Raw genomic sequence first — 16545 nt, 5'->3', positions numbered from 1 at the left:
AGGGGGATCTCAGGGCTCACCCTGAACGTGGATTTCAGGGGCCATTCCGAGGGCCTGCATCAGTAGACTCGCTACTCATGAAGCCCGACGCGCTCCGCGGTCACCTCGACGCGTTGCTGCTGGCCACGCTCGACGGCCGGGAGCTGCACGGTTACGCGATCATCGAGGCGTTGCAGCAGGGCAGCGGGGGAGCGCTCGACCTGCCGACCGGCACCGTCTACCCGGCGTTGCGGCGCCTGGAACGGGCCGGGCACGTGGTCAGCGACTGGAGCACCGTCGGCGGGCGCAAGCGGCGCACGTACCAGCTCACGCAGGCAGGGCAACGCGCCCTGCGCGCCGAGCGCAGCGCGTGGCGCGAGTTCACGACGGTCATCGACGGCGTGCTGGGGGGTGACGGCAAGTGGGCGCAGACGTGATGGACGCGGACCTCATCGAGAGGTACGTGGCCGATCTCGGGTCGCGGTTGCGGGGCTCGAAGAAGCAGGTCCGCGACATGCTCACGGAGACGCGGGACAGCCTCGCCGACGCCGCCGAGGCGCACCTGGACCGCGGGCTGGACGAGACCGAGGCGCAGCGGCGCGCGGTCGAGGAGTTCGGGCCGGTCCGCGAGATCGCCAACGAGTACCAGGCCGAACTCGCCGTCGCCTATGGCACGCGCACGCTCGTGTGGCTCGCGATCGTGCTGCCGCTGATGCACATGACGTGGGAGTACGGCCGGATGCTGTTCATCGGGCCGTGGCAGGACTTCGGTGCGATGCCGCCGCCCTGGTACCTGTTCATCGCCAAGGCCAACGACCTGACGAGCGGCATCGCGTCCGGCGTGGCACTCGTGGTGTTGATCCTCGGCCGGGTGCTCGCGCGCCGGCTCGACCCGAAACTGCTGGCCAAGATCGGTGCGGGCGTCGCTTTGGGGGCTGTCGGGGCCGTGCTGCTCGGCAACCTCTCGATCATCGCGGCCACCGCGCACGTCGACGCGTCCCGGCTCGTGCAGTCGCTGCCGATGTCGATCGCGAGCCTGATCACCTGGATCGTGATCGTTCGTCTCGGTCTGCTCGCTCGCCGCAGCCTGAGCTGTGCCACGATCGTCGCGTGACCAACGCCCTGATCTACCTGATCGTGATGATCGCCGTCGCGGCAGTGGTGTTCCTGCTCGCGGCGTTGGTGTTCGGGCGCGGCGAGGAGCTCGCGCCGCTGCCGCCCGGAGCGTCGCCCACGCGCCTGCCGTCCGAGGACATCACCGCGGCCGACGTGCGCGGCCTGAAGTTCCAGCAGGTCTTCCGCGGCTACAAGATGAGCGAGGTCGACTGGGCGCTGCAACGGCTCTCGGCCGAGGTCGAGACGCTGCGGGCCCGCGTCGAGGAGCTGGAGAGCAGTGAGCACCACCGAGCTTGAGCTGACCGTCGAGGTCCAGCACCCGGGTCGCGGTACCGGCGTGTTCGCCGTGCGGCGCTTCGTCCGTCTCGCCGAGGAGTGCCGGTGATCGTCCGCTGTCCGTGGGGTGACTCGACCCCGGACTACGCCGAGTACCACGACACCGAGTGGGGCGTGGAGCTGCACGGCACGCCGGAGCTCTACGAGCGGATGTCCTTGGAGGCGTTCCAATCCGGCCTGTCGTGGATCACGATCCTGCGCAAGCGCCCGGCGTTCCGCGCGGCCTTCGGCAACTTCGACCCGGTGCTGGTCGCCGAGTTCGGGCCGGCCGACGTGGAACGGCTGATGGCCGACGCCGGCATCGTCCGCAACCGGCTGAAGATCGATGCCGCCATCCACAACGCCAGGGTGATCGTGTCGGAGGGCGTGGACCTGGACGCCCTGCTGTGGTCGTTCGCGCCGAAGAAGCACAAGCGGCCGAAGACGTTCGCGGACGTGCCGGCCATCACCGACGAGTCCAAGGCGATGGCCAAGGAACTGAAGAAGCGCGGCTTCAAGTTCCTCGGCCCCACCACGTGCTACGCGCTGATGCAGGCGACCGGCATGGTCGACGACCACATCTCGGCCTGCTTCCGGGCGAAGGAGGCCGCTGCTACTTCCCGATGAGGGGCCGGAGTGACATCGTTCCGGGAGATCAGGGACGGCCTCGACCAGGTGCTGGACAAGGCGGCCGAGGCAGGCGCGGCCCTCCAGACCGCAGCTGAGCTGGCGGAGGACGCGCAGCAGCTCTTGTCGTCGGCCGTCGGTGCCAGCGGTCAATCTGATGCCGAGACCACGAACGCGCAGTTCGCTGAGGTCGTCGGCGGAGCTACCGAACTGCACCGGCTTCTCGGTGCGGGTATCGCGGGTGTCGAGTCGATGCCGCACCGTTTTGCTCTCGAAGATGCTGCTCCGTCATCCAGATCGGTGAGAAATCTGCCGGAACACGGCAGCCGCGAGCACGTCGAGCGGCTACGGCGTGATCAACCGCCACCCGTACAGCCTCGATCAGGCCGAAGAACGCACGGCAGCTGGTTCACGGACGCCGACAGGGCCGTCCGCAAGCTCACCAGTGGTGAAGACGAGTGGTACGAGGTCGCCAGGCAACACCTCAAGGAGATGGGAGTGCCCGGCACGCCTGTCACGGCGGTCGACGTTGAGGTGAAACTGGCCGTGCACATGGCGCGCAACAACGTTCAGCACGCAACGGTCGTGCTGAACAACACACCGTGCAAGGGGCGCTTCGGATGCGATGTCCTCGTGCCGGTCGTGCTCCCGGAAGGCAGCACCCTGACCGTCCACGGGATCACCTCGGACGGCAGGATCACGAGGAAGACCTACACGGGAGGAGCGCCTGCGCCGTGGAGCTAGAAGTGTGGGGGGACGAGAGCAGCGACGAGTCGTTGCTGATCCGGACGCCAGAAGAGCTCGATGCCTTGCTGGAGCGCGCCGGCACCGCCGATCACGGTGTTCTGCTGGAAGCCCTCGATGCCGCATCGCCGTACCGAGTGATCCTCAACGTCGGAATCCGCGGCGACCGCGGCTCTCTGCGGTACGCCGGAGGAGACCACGTCGACGGGGTCTACAGCAAGAACCCCGACTCGACGGCACCTCCAGCGGACGCGCAGCTCTTCTACTACATGAACAACCGCCGGGACTTCCCCGCGGACTCGCTGTACCCGATCGACGTCGTGCGGGGCGCGATCTTGCAGTTCATGGAGTCTGACGGGCAGCTTCCGACCGCTGTCGAGTGGCAGCCGGACTCCGCTGCTACTTCCCGATGAACTTCGGGGCCCTCTTGTTCACGAAGGCGTCGACCGCCTCGCGGTGGTCCTCGGTCGCGCCGCACTCGGCCTGGGTGCGGCGTTCGGCCTCGAGCGCGTCCTCCAGCGTGCCGTCCGCGGCCGCCGCCAGCGCTTCCTTGATCTTCGCGTAGGCCGTCGTCGGCCCCTTGGCGAGCTTCGCGGCCAGCAGCTGCGCGGTGGACAGCAACTCCTCGTCCGGCACGACCTGGTTGACCATGCCGACCCGCAACGCCTCCTCGGCGCCGACGGGCTGGGCGAGCAGCATCATCTCCATCGCGCGGCCGTAGCCGATCAGCCGCGGCAACGTGTACGACGCGCCCGAGTCGGCGGTCAGGCCCACGTTGGCGAACGCCATCAGGAACTTCGCCGAGGCACCCGCGATGCGCAGGTCCGCCGCGTAGGCGAACGACGCGCCCGCACCCGCCGCGCTGCCGTTGACGGCGGCGATCACCGGCTTCGGCATCGCGATCAGCTCGCGCACGATCGGGTTGTAGTGCTTCTCGACCGTGTTCAACGGGGCGGGATCGCCCGCCTGCAGCAACCCGATGTGCTCCTTGAGGTCCTGGCCCGCGCAGAACGACCGGCCCGCGCCCGTGATCACCAGAGCGCGCACCTCCGCGTCCGCCGCGGCGTCCTTCAGCGCGGCGAGGAAGGACTCCTTCAACGAGGTCGTGAAGGCGTTGTACGACTCGGGGCGGTTGAACGTGAGCGTGCGCACACCATCGGCGTCGTCGACGAGGAGCTCGGACACTGGACCTCCATCAAGCTGTGGAAACGTTGCGCACCGGCCGCAGGCACTCGTCGACGAACCGACTCGTGCCCGGTGCGAGCCGCAGGGTCTGTTCGTCGAAGAACGACGCTGCCGCGTGCCCCGGCCAGTCCGGTGGCAACAGTTCAGCAGGAAGACCGGGATCGCGGAACAGGAACTTGCGCCACGCGTGCAGGAGCTGCTGCGAGGCCGCGAACGCCGCCGCGTCGTCCGTTTCGTCCACATCGGACACCACTTCGTGCCAGTGCGCGACGAAACCGGCGTAGTCGCGGCCCAGTTCGGCCAGGTCCCAGGCCTTCGCCGCGAGCTCGGCGTCGCCACCGTCGTGTGAACCGTGAAAAGTTCGTGCGGGAACGCTCTCGGCGGCCAGCACGTCGGCCAGTTCGGGGGACGGCCTGGGCGCGATCCACGTCACAGGACCGAGCGCGCCGTAGCCCAGCAGCTGCAGTTCCGACGCCAGGTGGTCGCGCGAGTCGCGGCCCGGCAGCTCCTCCAGCACCACGACGTGCCAGCGACCGTCCCAGGTGGACGGCCCGGTGCGGTAGATGCGGGCCGCGGCCTCGTCCAGACGACGTTCCCCGCGAGGTGTCATCGCGTATCCGGGCCCGTCAGGGAGCCGCGTGGGCTGCAACCAGCCCTGCCGGACGGTGCGCGAGACGGCGGTGCGGACGGCGGGCGCGGCGAAACCGAGGGGCTCCAGCAACCGGACGAGGGCGGCGATGGTGGCGGCGCCACCGCGGTCGCGGAGGTGGCCGCCGTAGACGTCGAAGAGCGCGGAACGGGCTCGCACCCGGCCCAGTCTGTCACGCCCCGGACGAGGCGGTGCGTCCTCGCGCCGTTCACACCCGCCGTCGCCGGGTCGTGACCTTCCCGGGGCGGAATCGCCCGGCACGATCTTCGTGAGCGGATAGTGTTGTGGTGTCGTGGATACAGGTGTTGATCAGGCACAAGTCAAGATCGACAACCGTCACCCGGACTCGCCAAAAGATCGGTTCGGTTTCGCCCCTGAGTCGCGATAGGGGAGAATGGAGCAGATCCGGCCTGGCCGGACGGGGAAGATGTTGACGGAGGGAGCACGCGATGGCGGCCATGAAGCCCCGGACCGGCGACGGTCCCCTTGAGGTCACCAAGGAGGGGCGCGGCATCGTCATGCGCGTGCCGCTTGAGGGTGGTGGGCGCCTTGTCGTCGAGATGTCGGCAGACGAGGCAAGCGCCTTGGGCGACGCGCTGAAGGCCGCCGCCGGCTGAGGCCCCGGCGAGGAGCTGTCGAGCCCCGGTTTCCACAGTGGAGACCGGGGCATCGCTTCGTTCTCGCCGTGCTCCGGCCGGGGCGGACGCAGGCGGTCTGAGCACTGGGTGAGAATGAACGGTCGTTAATGCGTTAGGGGAGGTCCAGTCGTGGCGTCGACGGTGCCGTCAGTGCCGAGCAAGCTCGTGGACGTCGAGGTGGCCACCACCTCGCGCCGCGCCGTCCCGCAGGTCGTGCTCACGGCCACGGGACCGGCGCTGGGACCGGGCGGCGACGGCATCGACGTCTCCGACCTCACCGGCAAGGCGGGTGAGGCGGTCCGCCACGACGCGACCTGGACGCTCGGCGTCGGCACCGGCTCGCTCGCGGACTACCGCGTGGCCGGTGCGTCGCTGGTGCGCGCGCTGAGCGGCGAGGACGCCCCCAGGACCGCCGACGTGCTGCTGACCCCGGACTTCGACGCCGACAAGGTGCGGGCGTTCGTGCTCGGCGCGGCGCTCGGCGGCTACCGGTTCAAGGTCACCGCCGAACAGGCACCGAAGCGGGTCGGCTCGCTGCGGCTCGTCACCGGTGACACCGGGTTCGAGGAGGTGCTGACGTCGGCCGCGCTGAAGGCCCACGCGCTCGCCACCGCCACCTCGCTCGCCCGCGACCTCGCCAACACACCGTCCAACGTCAAGGACCCGCGCTGGCTCGCCACCACGGCCGCGAAGCTCGCGGACAAGGTCGACGGCCTGACCGCGACCGTGCGGGACGAGAAGTGGCTGGCGCAGCAGGGCTTCGGCGGTGTGCTCGCGGTCGGGGGCGGCTCGGCCCGCCCGCCGCGGTTCATCGAACTGACCTACGGCACGACCGGGCCGCACCTGGTGTTCGTCGGCAAGGGCATCACGTTCGACACCGGCGGCATCTCGGTGAAGCCCGCGGACGGCATGCACCTCATGCGCACCGACATGGCCGGTGGCGGCGCGGTGATCTCCGCGCTGCTCGCCGTGGCCCGCCGGCAGCTGCCGGTCCGGGTCACCGGGCTCGTGCCGTGCGCCGAGAACCACGTGGGCGCGTCCTCCTACCGCCCCGGCGACGTCGTGCGGCACTACGGCGGCGCGACGACCGAGGTGCAGAACACCGACGCCGAGGGCCGCATGGTGCTGGCCGACGCGATGGCGTACGCGGTGAAGAACCTGAAGCCCGACCTGATCGTGGACGTGGCGACGCTGACCGGCGCCATGAAGGTGTCGCTCGGCCTGCGCACCGGCGCGGTGTTCAGCGCGTCGGACGAGCTCGCGGCCGAGGTCGTCGAGGCCGGTGCGGGCGTCGGCGAGAAGTGGTGGCGGATGCCGCTGCTGGAGGAGCACGTCGGTGCCGTCGCCAGCGAGATCGCGGACTACAAGCAGTGCCCGCCCGGCCCCGGTGGCATCACGGCCGCGCTGTTCCTGCAGAAGTTCGCGGGCGACGTGCCGTGGGCGCACCTCGACATCGCCGGTCCCGCCCGGTCGGAGAAGGTCTACGACGAGGTCGTCGCGGGTGCGACGGGCTTCGGCGCGCGGACGCTCGTCCAGCTGGCTGAAAAATATTCGCGTTAACCTACGATCGGCCATACGAGACGGCGGCGTTCCACGGCATGATGTGAGCTCCTTCACAACGCCGTAGAGGAGCTCTCGTGTTACTTCGCCTGGCTCTCGCCGTCTCGTTGGTCATAGCGTCGTCATCCCCTGCCACGGCCGCGACGCCGTGGTGGGAACCGGTGGCTCGTCCGGCACCGGACTCGCAGATCAACGTGACGGGCGAGCCCTTCAAGGGCGTCGACGGGCAGGGCAGGGTGCGCGGGTTCGTCGACGCGCACAACCACCTCATGACCAACGAGGGCTTCGGCGGCAAGCTCATCTGCGGCAAGCCGTTCTCCGAGCAGGGCATCGCGGACGCGCTGAAGGACTGCTCCGAGCACCACCCGGCGGGCCTCGGCGCGATCTTCGAGGCGATCGTGACCGGTGACTTCGACGGCCACGACCCGGTGGGCTGGCCGACGTTCTCCGACTGGCCGTCCTCGACGACGGTCTCGCACCAGCAGAACTACTACGCCTGGCTGGAACGGGCGTGGCGCGGCGGGCAACGCGTGCTGGTCCAGGACCTGACGAGCAACGCGACGCTGTGCGTGATCCACCCGTTCAAGGACAAGCCCTGCGACGAGATGCAGTCGGTCCGGTTGCAGGCCCAGCGCACCTACGAGATGCAGGCGTTCATCGACAAGATGTTCGGGGGCGCGGGCAAGGGCTGGTTCCGCATCGTCACCTCGGCCGAGCAGGCGCGCGACGTGATCACCCAGGGCAAGCTCGCGGTGGTGCTCGGCATCGAGACCTCGGAGATCTTCGGCTGCCGGACGTTCCTGGACATCCCGTTGTGCACCAGGTCCGACATCGACCGCGGCCTCGACGAGATGTACGCGCTCGGGGTGCGCAGCGCGTTCCTGTGCCACAAGTTCGACAACGCCCTGTGCGGCGTCCGGTTCGACTCGGGCACGCAGGGCGGCGTGATCAACGCGGGCCAGTTCCTGCGCACCGGCCAGTGGTGGCAGACCGAGGTCTGCAAGGGCCCGCAGCAGGACAACCCGATCGGCACGGTCGGCCCGAACGCGCTGATCCCCGCCTCCGTCGTCGCGCCGGCCTACGACCCGGCGAAGCGCTGCAACGTGCGCGGGCTGACGTCGCTCGGCGAGTACGCGGTGCAGGCGATGATGAAGCGGCACATGATGATCGAGATCGACCACATGAGCGTGAAGGCGGCCGGTCGGACGCTGGAGCTGGCCAGTCAGGCGAAGTACCCCGGCATCGTCTCCAGCCACAGCTGGATGGACGCCCAGTGGACCGAGCAGGTCTACGCGCTCGGCGGGTTCGTCGCGGGCTACGAGAACTCGCCGGAGGGGTACGTGTCCCAGGCGGCGGCCGCGGAACCGTTGCGGCGCAAGTACGACGTGGGCATCGGGTTCGGCTCCGACTACAACGGCGTGGGATCGCACCCGGCACCGCAGACCGGCGTGACCTACCCGTTCCGCAGCTACCCGGACGGGCCGCTGGTGGACCGGCAGCGGACCGGTGAGCGGGTGTGGGACATCAACGTCGACGGTGGCGCGCACATCGGCCTGCTGCCGGACTGGGTGGAGAAGGTGCGGCAGCTCGGCGGCGACCAGCTGGTGCAGGACATGCTGAGCGGCGCCGAGTCGTACCTGCGGACGTGGTCGCGGTCGCAGACCTGGAGCCGCTGAGCCCGCGCACGACGGGTTCAGCGCTCGACGGTTCAGCGTTCGACGCCGTGGGTCTTCAGGGCGTGATCGCGGAACGCCCTGACCGCGGGTGGCAGCGGGTTGTCCTTCAACCAGGCCAACCCGAAGATCCGGCCCGTCCGCGGCGTCAGCGGCAGTTCGCGCAGACCCGGTGGCGGCACGAACTCGGCGTGGGTCAGCAACGCCACGCCGAGTCCGGCCGCCACCAGCCCGCGCACCGTCTCGATCTCCTGGCACTCGAAGACGTACCGGGGCGTGATCCCGGCCGCCGCGCACATGTCGTCGGTGATCTGCCGCAGGCCGTAGCCGTGTTCGAGGGTGATCAGGTCCTCGTCGGCGATGTCCTCGATCCGCACGGCCCTGCGCGACTCCAGCCGGTGCCCGGCCGGCACCACGACGATCAGCGGCTGCTCGAACACCACGATCGACTCGAACTCCGGCCCGGCCGGTGGCGGGGCGACCAGGGCGAGGTCGATCTCGCCGCCGATGAGCTTCTCGACGACGGCGTGGCGGGCGTTCTGCACGAGGCTGAACCGCACGTGCGGGTGTTCGGCGCGGTAGCTGCGCACCAGTTCCGGCACGATCGCGCGACCGAGCATGTGCAGGAACCCCAGCGCCACGTGGCCCTTCTCGGGGTCGAGTTCCTCCTCCACCTCGCGCAGGCCGGGTTCGAGGGCGGCCAGCGACCGGGTGGCGGCCTCGGCCAGCAGCCGGCCGGCGCGGGTGAGCCGGACCCGGCGGCCCGTCTTCACCAACAGCGGGGCGCCGAGCTGCTCGCCGAGTTCGGCGATCCAGCGGCTGACGGTCGGCTGGGGGAGCCCGACGCGTTCTGCGACGCGAGTCACGTGCTCGTCCGCGGCAAGCGCTTTCAGCACCGCCAGCTTCGGGGCCAGGTCCGATTCGTTCATGGATTGATTCTCGTGCATTTCCGTATTGGACGTATGGCTTAGCGTCAGATGCGTGAACAGGTTGACCACGTCCATCGCCGCTTCGGGGTTCGCGTGCTTCGCGTTGCTCTACACCCCGCAGCCGGTCATGCCGCAGATCGCCGCGGAGTACGGGCTGGGGCCGAGCGCTGCCTCGCTCGCGCTCTCGGCGGCGACGCTGGCGCTGGCCGTGGTGGTCGTGCCGATCGCGATGCTGTCCGAACGCCTCGGGCGCCGTCCGGTGATCGTGGTCAGCGTCCTGGTGGCCGCGGTGCTCGGGCTGTTGCTGCCGTTCGCACCCAACTACGAGGTGTTCCTCGCACTGCGGGTGTTGCAGGGGGTTGCGGCCGCCGGGGTGCCCGCCGCGTCCATGGCGTACCTGGCGGACGAGCTGGAGAAGAAGAGCCTCGGCGCCGCGGTGGGCGCGATGATCGCGGGCAACAGCCTCGGCGGCATGACCGGGCGGCTCGTCACCGGCATGACCACGGACTGGCTCGGCTGGCGGCACTCGGTGCTGCTCGCGGGGGCGTTCGGGCTGGTCGCGGCACTGGTCGTGGTGTTCCTGCTGCCGAAGCAGCACCACCGGCCGAAGCGGGCGCCCAGCGGCATGCGGGCGGCGTTGCGGGACCCGGTGCTGCTCTCGCTGTACGTGGTCGCCGTGCTGCTCGTGGGCGCGTTCATCTCGTTCTACAACGTGGCGGGTTTCCAGCTCAGCGGTCCGGCGTGGCTGGAGACGCTGGTGTTCCTCTTCTACGGCTTCGGCAGCACGGCGGCGGCCGTCGCGGGCAGGCTGGCCGACCGCTACGGCCGTGGGCGCGTGCTGCTGCTGTGCATCGGCGTCCTGGCGTTGGGTGCCCTCGCGAGCTTGGTGTGGGTGCCGCTGGGGCTGGCGATCGTCACGGCCGGGTTCTTCGCCTCGCACACCACGGCGAGCGGCTGGGTCGCGGCCCGGGCTCCCTCGCACGCCCGCGGCCAGGCCTCCGGGCTCTACCTCGCCGGGTTCTACCTGGGCAGCAGCGTCGGCGGCACGTCCGGCGCCACCTCGTACGAGGAGTGGGGCTGGGGCGGGCTGGTGCTGGTGGTCCTCGGCTGGCTCGCGCTCGCCGCGATGCTCGCTCAGAACTCCAGCGCGAGGGTGACGCGCGAGTCGACCGGCGCGATGGTCGTCCTGCCGAGGCGCGGCAGCTCGGGGCTGCCCTCGACCATGCCGACCGACACCGAGCGGGTGTCCGCGGGGACCTCGACGACGACCGCGAACGGCAGCGGGCCGCCGTCGTAGCGGGCGCCGACCTGCGGGGCGGTCGAGCCGTCCGGCAGGGTCACGGTGATCAGGTCCTTGGTGAGCAGGCCGCCCGCCGTGTCCGGCAGGTTGCCGACGGCCTCGACCCGCACCTCCAGCAACGCCTTGTCCGGCGCCGAGATCGTGGCCACGTCGTACTGGCTCTCGCCGAGCTTGATCGGCCGCTGGCGGCCGAGCCGGACGCCGGTGACCTTCATGCCGAGCTCGCGGTCGCCGAAGCGGATCTTCTGCGTGTGCTCGGAGAACTGGCCGGGCGCCGCGGCGCGCTGCAGCACGGGCGGCGGCGTGTCGGAGCGTTTGCCCGTCTGGACCTCGACCCGCTGCTCCAGCGACTTCGCGCCGAGCGTGCTCAGCACCAGCGACTCGGTGCCCTCCTGCGGGTCCGGCACGGTGAAGACGACGAACACCGAACCGGTGGCGGGCAGCCGGTCCGCCGGGAGGGTCTGCCGCTTGCCCGGCACCTCCAGCGCGAGTTCCGACGGCTGCGGGGCGAACCCCTGCCAGTTGGTGCGGTGGAAGCCGCTGTCGGTCTCGTTGAGCTTCTCGACCTTCATCCGGAGGACGCGCAGCCGTGAGCCGGACTCGGCGCGCACGGTGCCCTCGGACGTGTACCAGATGTCCGGGTTGGCCCAGCCGGTCACGGCGACGCCGAGCAGGTCGTCGCGGAGCTTGACGTCCGCGTTCCCGAGGCCCAGGTCGACGTTGCCGCGCTTGCCGTCGTCGGGCAGCACGGCGAGGAAGTCGCGTCCGGCGGTCATGTCCTGCTGCTTGGACGGGTCGAACTCCTTGCCGTCGGTGCGCACGAGGATGCCGCCGGGGTTGCTCCGGTTGCCCTTCTCCGGCACCTGCGGCGACTGCACCTCGTAACGGACCTCGTCCTCCGTCTTGGTGACTTCCTTCAGCGGCACGGGCACCCAGTCGGTGCCGGCGCCGGTGCCGGGGACCTGGACGGGACCGCACCACAGCCGCTCGTCGACCTCGGACTCGACGCCCGTCTTCGCGAACCAGCAGCTGACCGCGGCCGCGCCCGCCCGTGCGACGTAGCCGTACTCCAGCGTGTAGGCGAGCTGGGCCTCGGCGTTCGCCTGCAGGTCGGTGGCGTCGGCGAGCTTCTTGCCGTCGATCGTGACCTGGATCGACGCCGGCTGCGACGCCGGTGCTGATGTGGCGCATCCGGTCGCTGCCAGGAGGACCGTCAGACCCAGCACCGCACAACGCACAGTCCTCGCGCCCCTCACCAGTTGAAACCGAAACGTCACTACTGGTTAAAGGCGGCGCTCACTCTTCGGGGTTGCCCTGGAAGGGTGTGTCTCAGATCACACTGCGGTACACCTCGACGGTCTGCGCGGCCATCGTCGACCACGAGAAGTCCTGCTCAGCCCGCGTGCGCCCGGCTGTTCCGAAGCGCTGCGCCCGTGTGGGGTCCGTGACCAGTTCGTTGATCGATTCGGCGAGCTGGTGTCGATATGTCGACAAATCATGCTCGTCGTAGTGGACGAGCAGACCCGTCTCGCCATGCACCACGACCTCGGGGATGCCGCCGACGTCGCTCGCGACGACCGCCGTGCCGCACGCCATCGCCTCCAAGTTCACGATGCCGAGCGGTTCGTAGACCGACGGGCACACGAACACCGTCGCGTGGCTGAGGATCTGCCGCACCTCGGCGGGCTGGAGCATCTTCTGGATCCAGAACACGCCCGGTCGCTTCTCCGCGAGCTCGCTGACCGCCGTCCGGATCTCCTCGGCGATCTCCGGCGTGTCCGGTGCCCCGGCGCACAGGACGATCTGCGCTTCGGGGTCGATCTCGTGCGCCGCGGCGACGAGGTGGCTCAAACCTTTTTGGCGGGTGATCCTTCCCACGAAGGCCACGATCGGCTTGGTGGGATCGATTCCACGAGACGTCAAAGCGTCCGTTTCCTGAACCGGGCGGTACGCGTTGCTGTCGATTCCGTTGCGCACGACGTGCACCTTGGCGGGGTCGAGCGCGGGGTAGGCGTCGAGCACGTCGGCCCGCATTCCGTCGCTCACCGCGATGACCGCGTCGGCGTGTTCGTAGGCCGTGCGCTCCGCCCAGGACGAGATCCGGTACCCGCCGCCGAGCTGTTCGGCCTTCCACGGGCGGCGCGGCTCGAGCGAGTGCGCGGTCACCACGTGCGGGATGCCGTGCAGGAGTTTGCCCAGGTGACCGCCCATGTTGGCGTACCAGGTGTGCGAGTGCACGAGGTTCGCCGTGGAGATCGCGGCGGCCATCTCGAGGTCCACCGCGAGCGTCGTCAGGGCCGCGTTCGCCTGCTCGAGGCTGTGCGGGGCGTTGTGGGCCGTGGCGTCGGATCTGGGCGCACCGAAGCAGTGCACGTCGACGTCCACGAGCTCGCGGAGGTGGGGCACGAGGAATCCCACGTGCACGCCAGCTCCGCCGTAAACCTCCGGCGGGTACTCCCGGGTCAGCAGCGCAACTCGCACGCACTCACCGTAGATCACTCGCACAGGTGTTGGGACTGGCCACTTTGCGTCTGGTTCGAGAACGATCGCACGGATAGGGTCACATGCTGTGAAGGGGCAGCCGCACGTTCTCGGAATTGTGCTTGCCGGTGGTGAAGGCAAGCGCCTCTGGCCGTTGACGGCCGACCGCGCGAAACCGGCTGTGCCCTTCGGGGGCAACTACCGGCTGGTCGACTTCGTGCTGTCGAACCTGGTCAACGCCGGGCTCGCGAAACTCTGCGTGCTGACGCAGTACAAATCGCACTCACTGGACCGCCACATCTCGACGACGTGGCGCCTGTCCAATGTGCTCGGTCAGTACGTGACCCCGGTCCCGGCGCAGCAACGCCTGGGCCCGCGCTGGTACACGGGCTCGGCCGACGCGATCTTCCAGTCGTTGAACCTGGTCCACGACGAGAAGCCGGACCACGTGGTCATCTTCGGCGCCGACCACGTGTACCGGATGGACCCCGGCCAGATGATCTCGCAGCACGTCGAGTCCGGCGCGGCCGTCACCGTGGCCGGCATCCGCGTGCCGCGCGCCGAGGCCAAGGCGTTCGGGTGCATCGACTCCGACGCCTCCGGCAAGATCACCCGGTTCCTGGAGAAGCCGTCCGAGCCGCCGCACGTGCCGGACGACCCCGAAGTGACCTTCGCTTCGATGGGCAACTACGTCTTCACCACGGAGGCGTTGCTCGACGCTCTGCGGGGCGACGCGCTGAACCCCGACTCGGACCACGACATGGGCGGCGACATCATCCCCATGCTGGTGGACCGCGGGAAGGCGCACGTCTACGACTTCCAGGACAACGTGGTGCCCGGCGCCACGGACCGGGACCGCGGGTACTGGCGGGACGTCGGGACCATCGACGCCTACTACGACGCGCACATGGACCTGGTTTCGGTCCATCCGATCTTCAACCTCTACAACCAGCTGTGGCCCATCCGGACGGCCACGCCGCCGTTGCCGCCGGCCAAGTTCATCGCCGGCGGGTCCGCCGAGGACTCGATGGTGGGGCCCGGGTCGATCATCTCCGGGAAGATCCACGGATCGGTGATCTCGTCCGACGTGACCGTCGAGGTCGGGTCGGTGGTGCAGGGGTCGGTGCTGTTGCCCGGGGTTCGGATCGGCAAGGGCGCTGTGGTGCGGCGGGCCATTTTGGACAAGAACGTCGTGGTGCCCGACGGGGCGTTGATCGGTGTGGACGCGCCGATGGACCGCGAGCGCTACACGGTGTCCGCGTCCGGCGTGACGGTCCTGGGCAAGGGCGTCCGCGCTTACTGACTCACCGCACGCGGGGCCCTTTCGTGCGTGCTACGCGAACGAAAGCTCCCCGCGTGCGCTTTCAGGGGCGGCGGGCCGCCACCAGCAGGCCGTCTCCCAGCGGCAGGATGACCGGCACGAGGCGGTCGTCCTCCTTCACCAGGCGCGCGATGTCCCTCATCGCCTGCGTCGACTCGTCGCGCTGCGCCGGGTCGACCACCGCGCCGTGCCACAGCACGTTGTCGAACGCGATGACGCCGCCCGGCCGGAGCATCCGGACGCCGTGTTCGAGGTACTGCGGGTACTCGGGCTTGTAGGCGTCCACGAACACGAGGTCGTAGGCCGCGTCGGTCAGCCGGGGCAGGACGTCGAGCGCCTTGCCCATGATCAGGCGGGTGCGCGAGGGGGAGACGCCTGCGGACGCGTAGGCCTCGCGAGCCGCGCGCTGGTGTTCGGAGGCCACGTCGATCGAGGTCAGGATGCCGGAGGGCGGCATGCCCGCCAGGAGGTAGAGGCCGCTGGTGCCCGCTCCGGTGCCGATCTCGACCACCGCGCGGGCCTGGAGTGCGGTCGCGAGGAACCGCAGGGCGGCGCCTCCGCCCGCGCCGATGGGCACGCAGCCCAGTTCCTGGCCGCGAGCTCTCGCCGCCAGGTGCACGTCGTCCTCGGGGAGGTACTGCTCGACGTACTCCCGCAGGGCCGATTCCGTGGTCACGGGTTAGCAGGTTAGTGCCAAGCGTGCCCAAAACGGGTGAACGCGGCCCGAACCGAGATTCTCAGGATGCTCTCAGCCCACTCTCACGATCGTTTAAAGGGAGCAGGAGAAGGTACAGAAGCAAGAAGCCAGGCTCTAGTCGGGAACAAGCCGGACCCGTCGCCCGTTGAGCCGCATAAGGGTCGCCGGGCGGCCCACATGGAGGTGCCGAAACACCTGATGCGCACGCAGTCGAGTTCGCCGGAGGCCGTCGCGCCCATCGAGACGGCCGACTGGACGCCGCCCTCGTGGGACTCCATCGTCCGCGAGCACGCGGACAGGGTCTACCGGCTCGCGTACCGCTTGACCGGCAACCAGCACGACGCCGAGGACCTCACGCAGGAGACGTTCATCCGCGTGTTCCGCTCGCTGGCGTCGTACAAGCCGGGCACCTTCGAGGGGTGGCTGCACCGCATCACCACCAACCTCTTCCTCGACATGGCACGCCGGCGCAGCCGCGTGCGCATGGAGGCGCTGCCCGAGGACAACGACCGCCTCGAGGGTGACGACCTGTCCCCCGAGGAAATCTACGACGAGAACCACCTCGACCCCGACCTGCAGGCCGCGCTGGACGAGCTCCCGCCGGAGTTCCGCGCCGCCGTCGTCCTGTGTGACGTGGAAGGCCTCTCCTACGAGGAGATCGGCGCCACGCTCGGGGTGAAGATGGGTACCGTGAGGAGCAGGATCCATCGGGGCCGCCAGGCCCTGAAGGTCGCTCTCGAGCGCCGTCGTCAGGAATCGTTGCTGGAGGACTCTGCATGACCGACCTCCGTGGTTGGGGCCTTCCTGAGGGACACCTCGCGCTGGACGCGGTGGTGGCGTTCGTGGACGGGGAGCTTTCCTCGACCGCCCACGAACGAGCCGCCGCGCACATCCAGCGTTGCGGGTTCTGCGCCTTCGAGACCTTCACGCAGCAGCAGGCGCGTGCGGCCGTGCGCACCGCTTCGGCGCCCACGGCGCCGGCGTCGCTGCTCGACAGGCTCGGCGCGATCCCCCAGGAGGTCGAGCTGCCGTCCGCTCCGGACGGGCTCGCGATCACGGAGGACGGACAGTTCGTCGCCGTTCAGCGCACGGACAAGCCCGCGTTCGGCGCGGGCCCGGTGCTCGGCTCTTCCAGACCGTTGGGCAGCAACGGCTGGTTCAGCGGCCGTCGCGCCCGCCAGGGAGCCGGGGTCGTCGTGAGCGGCATGCTGCTCGGCGCGCTCGCGTTCACCACGCCCGACAGCAGTGACGCGCCCGCGCCTGCTCCGGCACCGCAGAACGCCGGCGCGGTCTTCGCGACCACCCCCTGACAGCCATTTCACTGTTCGTGA

The 16545-nt window shown here is 69.7% G+C and carries 18 protein-coding genes; 13 read left to right on the top strand and 5 right to left on the bottom strand.

What is annotated here, in order from left to right; genetic code table 11:
- The first annotated feature begins 77 nt into the window (after positions 1-77).
- The 6 genes from QSK25_RS30795 (at position 78) to QSK25_RS30770 (ending at position 3194) form a co-directional block, all read left to right on the top strand.
- Positions 78-416 (top strand): PadR family transcriptional regulator, encoded by a 339-nt coding sequence (locus QSK25_RS30795; protein ID WP_285643429.1) that lies wholly within the window; start codon positions 78-80, stop codon positions 414-416.
- A complete protein-coding gene (locus tag QSK25_RS30790) occupies positions 401-1093 on the top strand; it encodes a permease prefix domain 1-containing protein (RefSeq protein ID WP_285643428.1) in 693 nt (230 codons plus the stop codon). Before QSK25_RS30795 ends, QSK25_RS30790 begins: the two co-directional genes overlap by 16 nt.
- Positions 1090-1392 carry a DivIVA domain-containing protein gene (locus tag QSK25_RS30785; RefSeq protein WP_285643427.1) on the top strand — a complete coding sequence of 101 codons (303 nt, stop codon included), beginning with the start codon at positions 1090-1092 and terminating at the stop codon, positions 1390-1392. The genes QSK25_RS30790 and QSK25_RS30785 overlap by 4 nt, the downstream gene beginning before the upstream one ends.
- Before the next feature lie 87 nt (positions 1393-1479).
- On the top strand, positions 1480-2037 hold the full coding sequence (locus tag QSK25_RS30780) for a DNA-3-methyladenine glycosylase I (protein ID WP_502881911.1): 558 nt from the start codon (positions 1480-1482) through the stop codon (positions 2035-2037).
- A 48-nt stretch (positions 2038-2085) separates the two neighbouring features.
- Positions 2086-2781, top strand: a complete 696-nt coding sequence (locus QSK25_RS30775) for a DddA-like double-stranded DNA deaminase toxin (RefSeq protein ID WP_285643425.1) — start codon at positions 2086-2088, stop codon at positions 2779-2781.
- Positions 2772-3194, top strand: coding sequence for an Imm1 family immunity protein (locus QSK25_RS30770; protein WP_285643423.1), 423 nt, complete (start codon positions 2772-2774; stop codon positions 3192-3194). Before QSK25_RS30775 ends, QSK25_RS30770 begins: the two co-directional genes overlap by 10 nt.
- Here the strand turns inward: QSK25_RS30770 and QSK25_RS30765 are convergent.
- A complete protein-coding gene (locus tag QSK25_RS30765; protein WP_285643422.1) occupies positions 3181-3966 on the bottom strand; it encodes an enoyl-CoA hydratase-related protein in 786 nt (261 codons plus the stop codon). The genes QSK25_RS30770 and QSK25_RS30765 overlap by 14 nt on opposite strands.
- Before the next feature lie 10 nt (positions 3967-3976).
- Entirely contained in the window at positions 3977-4774 is a 798-nt protein-coding gene (locus QSK25_RS30760; protein ID WP_285643421.1) for a PaaX family transcriptional regulator, read from the bottom strand.
- Positions 4775-5064: 290 nt separating this feature from the next.
- On the opposite strand from QSK25_RS30760, the gene QSK25_RS30755 reads away from it, so the two are divergent.
- The 3 genes from QSK25_RS30755 (at position 5065) to QSK25_RS30745 (ending at position 8489) form a co-directional block, all read left to right on the top strand.
- Positions 5065-5232, top strand: a complete 168-nt coding sequence (locus tag QSK25_RS30755) for a DUF3117 domain-containing protein (RefSeq protein ID WP_065914675.1) — start codon at positions 5065-5067, stop codon at positions 5230-5232.
- Positions 5233-5403: 171 nt separating this feature from the next.
- Positions 5404-6813, top strand: a complete 1410-nt coding sequence (locus QSK25_RS30750) for a leucyl aminopeptidase family protein (RefSeq protein WP_285643418.1) — start codon at positions 5404-5406, stop codon at positions 6811-6813.
- A 161-nt stretch (positions 6814-6974) separates the two neighbouring features.
- Entirely contained in the window at positions 6975-8489 is a 1515-nt protein-coding gene (locus QSK25_RS30745) for an amidohydrolase family protein (protein WP_285643417.1), read from the top strand.
- A gap of 32 nt (positions 8490-8521) precedes the next feature.
- On the opposite strand, the gene QSK25_RS30740 is transcribed toward QSK25_RS30745, so the two are convergent.
- On the bottom strand, positions 8522-9415 hold the full coding sequence (locus QSK25_RS30740) for a LysR family transcriptional regulator (protein ID WP_285643416.1): 894 nt from the start codon (positions 9413-9415) through the stop codon (positions 8522-8524).
- A 52-nt stretch (positions 9416-9467) separates the two neighbouring features.
- Between QSK25_RS30740 and QSK25_RS30735 the strand changes: the two genes are divergently transcribed.
- Positions 9468-10712 (top strand): MFS transporter, encoded by a 1245-nt coding sequence (locus QSK25_RS30735; protein WP_285643415.1) that lies wholly within the window; start codon positions 9468-9470, stop codon positions 10710-10712.
- 1332 nt (positions 10713-12044) lie between these two features.
- Here QSK25_RS30735 and glgA read toward each other — a convergent pair.
- Positions 12045-13196, bottom strand: a complete 1152-nt coding sequence (gene glgA, locus QSK25_RS30730; protein WP_285643413.1) for a glycogen synthase — start codon at positions 13194-13196, stop codon at positions 12045-12047.
- A gap of 88 nt (positions 13197-13284) precedes the next feature.
- On the opposite strand from glgA, the gene glgC reads away from it, so the two are divergent.
- A complete protein-coding gene (gene glgC, locus QSK25_RS30725) occupies positions 13285-14499 on the top strand; it encodes a glucose-1-phosphate adenylyltransferase (RefSeq protein ID WP_285643411.1) in 1215 nt (404 codons plus the stop codon).
- A 61-nt stretch (positions 14500-14560) separates the two neighbouring features.
- On the opposite strand, the gene QSK25_RS30720 is transcribed toward glgC, so the two are convergent.
- Positions 14561-15193 carry an O-methyltransferase gene (locus QSK25_RS30720; protein WP_285643409.1) on the bottom strand — a complete coding sequence of 211 codons (633 nt, stop codon included), beginning with the start codon at positions 15191-15193 and terminating at the stop codon, positions 14561-14563.
- A gap of 219 nt (positions 15194-15412) precedes the next feature.
- On the opposite strand from QSK25_RS30720, the gene sigE reads away from it, so the two are divergent.
- On the top strand, positions 15413-15994 hold the full coding sequence (gene sigE / locus QSK25_RS30715) for an RNA polymerase sigma factor SigE (protein WP_229813090.1): 582 nt from the start codon (positions 15413-15415) through the stop codon (positions 15992-15994).
- A complete protein-coding gene (locus QSK25_RS30710; RefSeq protein ID WP_285643406.1) occupies positions 15991-16524 on the top strand; it encodes an anti-sigma factor in 534 nt (177 codons plus the stop codon). The genes sigE and QSK25_RS30710 overlap by 4 nt, the downstream gene beginning before the upstream one ends.
- Positions 16525-16545 lie beyond the last annotated feature (21 nt).

The organism is Lentzea sp. NBRC 102530 (assembly GCF_030269365.1).
Lineage (GTDB): Bacteria > Actinomycetota > Actinomycetes > Mycobacteriales > Pseudonocardiaceae > Lentzea.
Note: the sequence above shows the minus strand (reverse complement) of the source record. Positions and strands in the feature narration are given on the sequence as shown.